Genomic DNA, 8,210 nt, shown 5'->3' on the forward strand with positions numbered 1-8,210 from the left:
GGGGGCGAGCCCGCCGCGCACCCGGCGCGAGGCGAGCGGCGACACCGGCCCGCCGTGGCGGCGCGCGCCGCCGGCACGAAGAAGGCGGCGAGGAAGAAGCGGCCGTGACCGCCCGCCCCAAGCGGCCGGCGGCGAGGCGCGCTCCCGCGAGCGAGCCCGGGCCCAAGCGGCCCGCCGCGCGGCGGGCCTCCGCGAGCAAGGCCGGCGTCGAGGTCGAGGTCGGGGGGCGCCGCCTCGTCCTCAAGAACCTGGACAAGGTCTTCTACCCGGAGGCCGGGTTCACGAAGGGCGACGTCGTCGACTACTACGCGCGGATCGCGCCGGCGCTGCTGCCGCACCTGGCTGGCCGGCCCCTCACCATGAAGCGCTACCCGGAGGGCGTCGAGGGCATGTTCTTCTACGAGAAGCGCTGCCCCCCTCACCGGCCGGAGTGGGTGCACACGGCGAAGGTGTGGAGCGAGCGGAACGACGAGTTCATCGACTACTGCGTCGTGAACGACCTCCCGTCGCTCATCTGGGCGGCGAGCATCGCCGACCTCGAGCTGCACACGTCGCTGTCGCTCGCGCACGCGATCGACACGCCGACGACGATCGTGTTCGACCTCGACCCCGGCCCGCCCGCGGACGTCGTGACCTGCTGCGACGTGGCGCTCCTCGTCCGCAAGCTCCTGCACCGCCTGGAGCTCGAGGTCTACCCAAAGACCTCCGGCTCGAAGGGTCTCCAGCTCTACGTCCCGCTCGGCGGCAGGGCGACCTACGACGAGACGAAGCCCTTCGCCCACGCCGTGGCGCAGGTGCTCGAGCGGGGGCACCCGAAGCTCGTGGTGGAGCGGATGAAGAAGGACCTCCGCGTGGGGAAGGTGCTCGTCGACTGGAGCCAGAACGATCCGCACAAGACCACGGTCTCCGTGTACTCGCTGCGGGCCCGGGCGCGCCCGACGGTGTCCGCCCCGGTGACCTGGGCAGAGGTCGAGAAGGCGGCGCGCACCCGCCGCGGCGACGGCCTCGTGCTCGAGGCGAAGGACGTCCTTCGCCGGGTCGAGCGGATGGGCGACCTGTTCGAGCCGGTGCTCACCCGCCGGCAGCGGCTCCCCGGTCCCGACGGCGTCGAGCGGGTGCGTCTCTCCTGAGGGGCCGCTGGAGGATCGCGAGGAGGCGAGCGACGCGAGCCTCCCGCCCGGAGCCGCGCGCTGCGCCGGAAGCCCGACCGGGCCGCTCCCTCGGCCGCACCCCGAGACGTGACGACCTGAGGGCCCCGTCGGATCGCCCGCCGGCCCGCTGCGCCGGCCGCGCGCCGGCCGCAACTTCTCACTCGGACACGGGCGGCGCCGAGGCGCGGAGGAGAACGGGATGGATCAGCATGAGCGCTTGATCGAGGCAGGGGCGCGGGAGCCCTCGGCCCCCCGGCCGGACCCGCTGCGGGCGGCGAAGACCCGGGACCTCGTGACGCAGCTCGCCCAGAAGGCGAGCCTGCTCGCCCGGAAGGAGGTCGAGCTCGCGAAGGCGGAGCTCAAGGAGGACCTCCGCTCGGAGATCAAGATGGCGAGCGGGCTCGGCGTCGCGGGCGTCTGCGCGCTCATGGTGCTCCAGCTGCTCCTCACGGCGATCGTGTTCGCGCTGTTCGAGGCCCAGGTGATGCCAGGCTGGGCGGCGTCGCTCCTCGTGGCGGCGGTGGTGCTCGCGGTGGGGACCGCGGTCGGGCTGTGGGGCTGGGCGAAGCGCGTGAGGAAGCCGCTCGACACGACCCGTCGCTCCCTCCAGGACAACGTTCGCTTCGCGAAGGAGCGGATCGCATGAAGGACGGATCCCCGCAGAACGTCAGCCGCGTCTCGGGCGAGATCGAGGCGCTCCGCAACGACCTCGGCGCGCTCATCGGAGAGCTGGACCGCCGGCGGCACGAGCTGTTCGACCTGCGGCTGCAGGCGAAGCGCCACCCCGTGGCCGTCATCGGCGCCGGGGTCGTGGCCGCGCTGGTGGTCGGCGGCCTCGTCGCGTTCGCGGTCCGCTCGCGCCGCGAGGCGCAGCGTCCGAGCCGCAGGGCGCGCGAGACGGCCCGCGCCCTCTCGCGCCTCATGGAGCACCCGGACCGGGTGGCCGCGGAGCAGTCGATGCGGGACAAGATCCTCGCCGCGGCCGGCATCGCCGCCGGCACCGCGATCGCGAAGCGGCTCGTCGACCGGCTCGTCGCCCCCACGCCCGCTCCGCGCCGCGCGCGCGGCAACGGCGCCGCCGGCGAGGTCCGGACGCACGCCTGAGCGGCTAGCCCCGGTGCGGCGCGGCGGCCGGCGCGACGACCGCCCGCGCCGGCCGCGCCGTCACTGCGCCCGGTCCTGGAGCGCGTGCACGCCCGTCGCGTGCGCGCAGTGGGCGCAGCAGAACTGCTTGCCGCCCGCCTCCACGCCGTGGCCGATCACCCGGCACCCGCAGTGCGCGCAGCGCGGCGCGAGCGCCTGGATGGCGCACTCGAAGCTGTCGAACACGTGCCGCTTGCCGCCCGCCGTCACCTCGAAGGCCTTGTCGTACTCGTTCCCGCACACCTCGCAGCTTCCGGTCATCGCTCCCCTCCCTCGCTCTGCCGTCCGCCGGCGAGCCGTCGCGCCGTGCCGCGTGTCGGACGCCGCCGTGGATCATGGCCACTCGCGCGCGCGCCAGCACCGCCGCTGACAATGCCCACCTGCGTGCCAAGGCTTTCACGGGTGATGGACGGAGGGACCCGCCGCGGAGCTGGGCGGGCGTTCGACCGAGGGAGGAGACACATGGCACGCGTGGAGAAGAGCATCGAGATCGAGCGGCCGGTCCGGATGGTCTACGACCAGTGGACGCAGTTCGAGGAGTTCCCGCGCTTCATGGAGGGCGTCGAGGAGGTCCACCAGATCGACGACACGACGCTCCACTGGATCGCGAAGGTCGGCGGGAAGCGCGAGGAGTGGGAGGCGGAGATCGTGCAGCAGGTCCCGGATCAGAGCATCGCCTGGCGGCACACCGCCGGCGCGGTGAACTCGGGCGTCGTGCTGTTCACGCCGCTCGACGGGCAGCGCTGCCGCGTGACGCTCGCGCTGGAGTACGATCCCAAGGGCTTCGTCGAGAAGGTCGGCGACGTGCTGGGCGTCGTGTCCCGGCGCGTCGAGGGCGACCTCCAGCGCTTCAAGCGCTTCATCGAGGAGCGCGCGAGCGAGACCGGCGGGTGGCGCGGGGAGGTGCACCCCGGCGACCATCACGCACACTAAACGACCGATTGAGGACTCGCCAACAGGCGAGCAAAGCGAGCCCGCCGGGGCGACGCCGCGGAAGCGGCGAAGCCGCTCGCGGCGGCGCACGGGACCCGGGCTGTCGGGGTGGGGCTTCGATCGGTACGCGCGCACGAGCGCGCGGAGCTTCGCTCGGCCGGGCGGGGGCGCAGCCCCCGTTCGAACATGCTGAACGACAGCGTGATTCGCGTCACCGAAGGTGATCGCGAATCACGCACTGTCGTTCAGCCGCAACGCCTCGAGCGCCGCCCGCACGGCGGCGAGCCCCACGTGGAGCCGCGCGCCGTCCCACAGCGCGGGCGTGGCGCTCCCGCCGTGCGCCGCGAGCGCGTCGCGGTGCGCGTCGAAGGCGACGTTGCGGAAGTCGATCGCGCCCTCGAGCCCGAGCGCGACGACGCGCTTTCGCGCCGCGGCGGAGTCCGGCTCGGAGATCCGGTGGAACAGCTCCGGCGCGGCCATGCCGCGCTAGGCGATCTCGGGGAGGCCCAGCGTCACCGGGCGGCGCTCCGGCACGCCCGACTCCGCCGTGACGCGCACCACGCGGTGGCAGGCGGGCTCGGCGAGCACCTTGCGCACCAGGGCCTGGTTCAGCGCGTGGCCGCTCTTCACGGCGGTGAGCGCGCCGACCACCGGCATGCCCAGCAGGGCGAGATCGCCGATGGCGTCGAGCACCTTGTGCCGGGCGAACTCGTCGGGGAAGCGCAGGCCCTCCGGGTTCAGTATCGAGAACTCGTCGATCACGATCGCGTTGTCGAGGCTGCCGCCCTTGGCGAGGCCGGCCGCCTGCATCCGCTCGATGTCGCGCCTGAAGCAGAACGTCCGCGCCCGCGCCACCTCGCGCTCGAAGGCGCGATCCGACAGCGACACCCGGAACGACTGGTTGGTGACGAGCGGGTGGTCGAAGTCGGCGGTGAAGTCGACGACGAAGCCGTCGGCCGGCTCGAGGCGCGCGAGCTTGTCGCCGTCGCGGATCTCGACGGCCTGGTCGACCACGAGGTAGCGGCGGCCGGCGCGCAGCTGCTGCACGCCCGCCTCCTGGATGAGGCAGACGAACGGCGCCGCGGAGCCGTCCACGATGGGGACTTCCGGCCCGTCCACCTCGACGCGGCAGTTGTCGATCCCCATCCCGGAGAGCGCCGCGAGCACGTGCTCGACGGTGGACACGCGCGCGCTGCCGAGGGCGACGCTCGTGGAGAGCATCGTGTCGACGACGAGGTCGTTCTTGGCGGGGATCTCGACGCCGAGATCCATGCGCACGAAGGTGATGCCAGAGTCGGCCGAGGCCGGCGCGAGCGTGAGGGTCGCGGGCTTGCCGGAGTGGAGTCCCACCCCTGTGCAGCTCACGCGCTTCGCCACCGTTCGCTGGTTCCAGTAGGTCATCATGATGAAGGTCCGGTGGGCTCGTCGGCCCGTGCGGCACCCTTCCGAGCAATCGATGTGCCAATCACCTCGGAATTCGGCCGCTTTTCGTCCCCGGCTTGGGCCTGCGCCAACCCCTCGTAGCTCCCCGGGAATCCGGCCGCCGGCGGCGGGCGCTCGCCCGCTCTCTCGCTCGCGGGGGCTCGCGCCCTCATTCCCTGTGACGGGACCGCGACATCCGTGTCAGGCCGGCACGGGCGAACGACTATTTTCGTGCGGCGGCTTATAGCACGTGCGACCCGAGGCGAACGCTTGATCCCACTGAAAGACGACACCCCGCTCGAGCGCACACCCGTCATCACCATCGCCCTCATCGCCCTCAACGTCGCCGTCTACCTCTGGCAGATCGACGCGCTCGCGCTGCCGGCGCTCGTGGCCTCCGGCGGCGACGTCGTCGCCTTCATGAGCGCGCGGCTGAACGAGACGGCGCTCCGGGGCGGGGCGATCCCCTACGAGATCCTCACGCTCACCGACCCCTGGCCGCGCGCGTACGTGCCCGTCCCGCTCACGATCTTCACGAGCATGTTCCTGCACGGCGGCCTCATGCACCTCGGGTCGAACATGCTGTTCCTCTGGATCTTCGGGAACAACGTCGAGGACGCCCTCGGCCGCGGCCGGTTCGTGCTCTTCTACCTCGCCTCCGGCGTCGCGGCCGCGCTCGCGCAGACGGTCGCGTCCGCGGCGAGCGGCGACGTCTACGTGCCGATGGTCGGCGCGAGCGGCGCGATCGCGGGCGTGCTCGCTGCGTACATGACGCTCTTCCCGCGCGCGCGCGTGCTCTCCGCGATCATCATCTTCATCTTCATCCGGCTCGTGGCGGTCCCCGCGTCCTTCTTCATCGGGCTCTGGTTCGCGCTGCAGATCCTGTCGGTGGTCTTCGGCGGATCGCCGGGCGTGGCGGTGATCGCCCACGTGTTCGGGTTCGTGGCGGGGTGGCTCCTCGTCCGCGTGATGGGGCGGCGCGGCACCTGGCGCGCGCGACGCATGTCGTGGTGAGGCGCGGCGTCTCGCGTCCCCCGCGAGCACCGAGGAGTCCCTGCGCCGCAGCTTCAGATCAGGCTGCCCTGCTTGCCGTGCGGCCTCTCGCGCCCCAGGTGCGCGTAGGCCGGCGGCAGCGCCACGCGGCCGCGCGGCGTGCGCGCGAGGAAGCCCTCGCGCACGAGGAACGGCTCGTAGACGTCCTCGAGCGTGTCGCGCTCCTCGCCGACCGCCGCCGCGACGGCGTCGATGCCGACCGGGCCCCCGCCGAACGTATCGAGGACCACGGTGAGGATCCGGCGGTCCATCGCGTCGAGCCCGCGCGCGTCCACCTCCAGCCGCGCGAGCGTCGTCTCGACGATCTCGCGCGTGAGGCGGCCGTCCCCCTGGACCTCCGCGAAGTCGCGGGCACGCTGCAGGAGCCGGATGGCGATGCGCGGCGTGCCGCGGGCGCGCCGCGCGAGCTCCTCCGCGCCGGCGGGCTCCACCGGCAGCGCGAGCTTCCGCGCCGCGCGCACCGCGATCTCGCGGAGCTCCGCCGGCTCGTAGTAGCCGAGCCGCTCCTGGATGGGGAAGCGGTCGCGGAGCGGGCTCGCGAGGAGCCCGGTGCGCGTGGTCGCGCCGACGAGGGTGAAGCGCTCGAGCTTCATCTCCATGGTCTGCGCGCCGAGCCCGGCGCCCAGGACGACGTCGAAGCGGAAGTCCTCCATCGCCGGGTAGAGCGCCTCCTCCACCGCGGGCGAGAGCCGGTGGATCTCGTCGATGAAGAGGATGTCGCGTGGCGCGAGCGCGGTGAGGAGCCCGGCGAGGTCGCCCTTCTTCACGAGCGCGGGGCCGCTCGTGACGTGGAGCGCGACGCCCAGCTCGCGGGCGAGGATGTGCGCGAGCGAGGTCTTGCCGAGGCCGGGCGGTCCGGAGAGGAGGACGTGATCGAGCGCCTCGCCCCGCGCCTTCGCGGCCTTCGCGTACACGCGGAAGTTCTCGACGAGCTTCTCCTGCCCGACGTACTCCTCGAACGTGGCCGGCCGGAGCGACTGCTCGAGCCGCTCCTCGCCGTCGGTCGCCCTGGGCGACACCTCGCGCACGGGTATGACGGTCATCGATCGGCGGAGGCTAGCACGCTGCCCCGACAGCAGCGCTCCTGCGTCGTACTGCGGCCGGGGCGGACCGTCGCGACCCTCGCGCGGGTCAGCCGCGCAGCCGCTTCAGCGCCTCGCGGAGCAGCGCGTCGAGCTTCTTCCCCTCCGCCTCGTCGCGCAGCGCGTCGGCGGCGGCGTCGGCCTGGGGCGGCTTGTAGCCGAGGTTCACGAGCGCCTGGCGGAGCTGCTCGAGCACGCCCGCGCCGGGCTTCGCCCGCCCCGGGCCGGCGGCGCGCGCGAGGAGCGCGAGCTTCTCCTTCAGCTCCACGACGAGCCGCTCGGCGGTCTTCTTCCCGACGCCGGGCACCTTCGTGAGCCGCGCCACGTCGGCGCCCGCGACCGCCTGGGCGAGCTCGCGCGCGTCGATGCCGGAGAGGATGTTCTGCGCCGCGCGCGGGCCGACGCCCTTCACGTCGATGAGCGCGCGGAACACCGCCTCCTCGTCCTCCGTCGCGAAGCCGTAGAGCTCGATGGCGTCCTGGCGCACGTTCGTGAACGTGCGGAGCGCGGCGTCGCCGCCCTGCGGCGGCAGGGTCGCGAGGGACACGGCGGAGAGGTGGACGAGATAGCCGACCCCGCCCACGTCGAGCACGACGTGGTCCGCGCCCTTCTCGGCGACCTTCCCGGAGAGCCGCGCGATCACGCGAGCCTCCGGTGATCGCGGCGCGAGGGCCGCAGGCGCGCGGCGGCGCGGGCGGCGCGATCGCGGGCGGGGACCGGCGCGACGGCGTCCTCGCGCGCCCGGCCGGCGGACGGCACGGCGACCGCGACGTTCCGGACGGACGGGAGCGCGAGCCGCCCCGCGCGGCGCGCGAGGTGGCAGACGGCGACCGCGAGCGCGTCGGCCTCGTCGGAGAGGTCGGGCGCGGCGCCGAGGAGCATGCGGGCGGTGCGGAGCATCTGGTCCTTCGACGCGCGGCCGGACCCGGTGAAGGCGAGCTTCACCTCCGAGGGCGCGTACTCGAACACGGGGAGGCCGGCCTGCGCGGCGGCGGCGAGCGCGACCCCGCGGGCCTGGCCGAGCACGAGGGCGGAGCGCGCGGAGACGCCGCAGAAGACCTGCTCGACCGAGACCTCCGCCGGGCCCGAGCGGCGGATCACCTCGGCGAGGCCCTCGAGGATGCGCGCCAGCCGCTCGGCCATGGGGCGGTCCGCGCCGGGGACGAGCACCCCCGACGCGAGGACGACGAGCCGCGTCCCCTCGCGCGCCACGACGCCGTAGCCGCAGCGGCGCGAGCCGGGGTCGATCCCGAGGGCGATCACGAGGGCAATGTAGCAGAGGGCGGGCGACCGTAAAGCGAACGCCCGGCGCGGCCTCATGCGGTGCGCGGCGGCGACCCTCGCGGCGCTGGGGCCGGGGCGGCGCCGCGGGCGCGCGACGCCGCCGCGGCGAGCACGGCCTCCGCAGCGCCGGCGCGGAGCGCGA

At 73.9% G+C, this 8,210-nt stretch carries 11 protein-coding genes; 5 read left to right on the forward strand and 6 right to left on the reverse strand.

Translation table 11 applies throughout. The features are described from left to right. Positions 1 to 104 precede the first annotated feature (104 nt). The 3 genes from ligD (at position 105) to MNZ39_RS22175 (ending at position 2,255) form a co-directional block, all read left to right on the forward strand. Positions 105 to 1,130: a non-homologous end-joining DNA ligase gene (ligD, locus tag MNZ39_RS22165; RefSeq protein ID WP_242341273.1), complete on the forward strand. Its 1,026-nt coding sequence runs from the start codon at positions 105 to 107 to the stop codon at positions 1,128 to 1,130. 220 nt (positions 1,131 to 1,350) lie between these two features. Then, positions 1,351 to 1,797: a phage holin family protein gene (locus MNZ39_RS22170; protein ID WP_242372769.1), complete on the forward strand. Its 447-nt coding sequence runs from the start codon at positions 1,351 to 1,353 to the stop codon at positions 1,795 to 1,797. Beyond that, complete coding sequence (locus tag MNZ39_RS22175; protein ID WP_242341274.1) at positions 1,794 to 2,255, forward strand: hypothetical protein; 462 nt, start codon at positions 1,794 to 1,796, stop codon at positions 2,253 to 2,255. Before MNZ39_RS22170 ends, MNZ39_RS22175 begins: the two co-directional genes overlap by 4 nt. A 60-nt stretch (positions 2,256 to 2,315) precedes the next feature. Here the strand turns inward: MNZ39_RS22175 and MNZ39_RS22180 are convergent, their stop codons facing one another. Then, the gene (locus MNZ39_RS22180) at positions 2,316 to 2,555 is read right to left on the reverse strand and encodes a hypothetical protein (protein WP_242341275.1); all 240 of its coding nucleotides are present in this window, start codon (positions 2,553 to 2,555) and stop codon (positions 2,316 to 2,318) included. A gap of 201 nt (positions 2,556 to 2,756) precedes the next feature. On the opposite strand from MNZ39_RS22180, the gene MNZ39_RS22185 reads away from it, so the two are divergent. Then, entirely contained in the window at positions 2,757 to 3,227 is a 471-nt protein-coding gene (locus tag MNZ39_RS22185; RefSeq protein WP_242341276.1) for an SRPBCC family protein, read from the forward strand. A gap of 231 nt (positions 3,228 to 3,458) precedes the next feature. Here the strand turns inward: MNZ39_RS22185 and MNZ39_RS22190 are convergent, their stop codons facing one another. Further along, positions 3,459 to 3,707: a hypothetical protein gene (locus MNZ39_RS22190; protein WP_242341277.1), complete on the reverse strand. Its 249-nt coding sequence runs from the start codon at positions 3,705 to 3,707 to the stop codon at positions 3,459 to 3,461. 6 nt (positions 3,708 to 3,713) lie between these two features. Next, positions 3,714 to 4,628 (reverse strand): UDP-3-O-acyl-N-acetylglucosamine deacetylase, encoded by a 915-nt coding sequence (gene lpxC, locus MNZ39_RS22195; protein WP_242341278.1) that lies wholly within the window; start codon positions 4,626 to 4,628, stop codon positions 3,714 to 3,716. A gap of 291 nt (positions 4,629 to 4,919) precedes the next feature. On the opposite strand from lpxC, the gene MNZ39_RS22200 reads away from it, so the two are divergent. Then, positions 4,920 to 5,663: a rhomboid family intramembrane serine protease gene (locus MNZ39_RS22200; protein WP_242341279.1), complete on the forward strand. Its 744-nt coding sequence runs from the start codon at positions 4,920 to 4,922 to the stop codon at positions 5,661 to 5,663. Between the two features lie 53 nt (positions 5,664 to 5,716). Here MNZ39_RS22200 and ruvB read toward each other — a convergent pair whose 3' ends face one another. From ruvB to ruvC, 3 genes are all read right to left on the reverse strand, one after another. Further along, positions 5,717 to 6,745, reverse strand: coding sequence for a Holliday junction branch migration DNA helicase RuvB (gene ruvB, locus MNZ39_RS22205; RefSeq protein ID WP_242341280.1), 1,029 nt, complete (start codon positions 6,743 to 6,745; stop codon positions 5,717 to 5,719). Between the two features lie 88 nt (positions 6,746 to 6,833). After that, positions 6,834 to 7,427 carry a Holliday junction branch migration protein RuvA gene (gene ruvA, locus MNZ39_RS22210; protein ID WP_242341281.1) on the reverse strand — a complete coding sequence of 198 codons (594 nt, stop codon included), beginning with the start codon at positions 7,425 to 7,427 and terminating at the stop codon, positions 6,834 to 6,836. Further along, positions 7,424 to 8,047: a crossover junction endodeoxyribonuclease RuvC gene (gene ruvC / locus MNZ39_RS22215; protein WP_242341282.1), complete on the reverse strand. Its 624-nt coding sequence runs from the start codon at positions 8,045 to 8,047 to the stop codon at positions 7,424 to 7,426. The genes ruvA and ruvC overlap by 4 nt, the downstream gene beginning before the upstream one ends. Positions 8,048 to 8,210 lie beyond the last annotated feature (163 nt).

The organism is Anaeromyxobacter sp. SG66, from assembly GCF_022690805.1.
GTDB lineage: Bacteria > Myxococcota > Myxococcia > Myxococcales > Anaeromyxobacteraceae > Anaeromyxobacter > Anaeromyxobacter soli.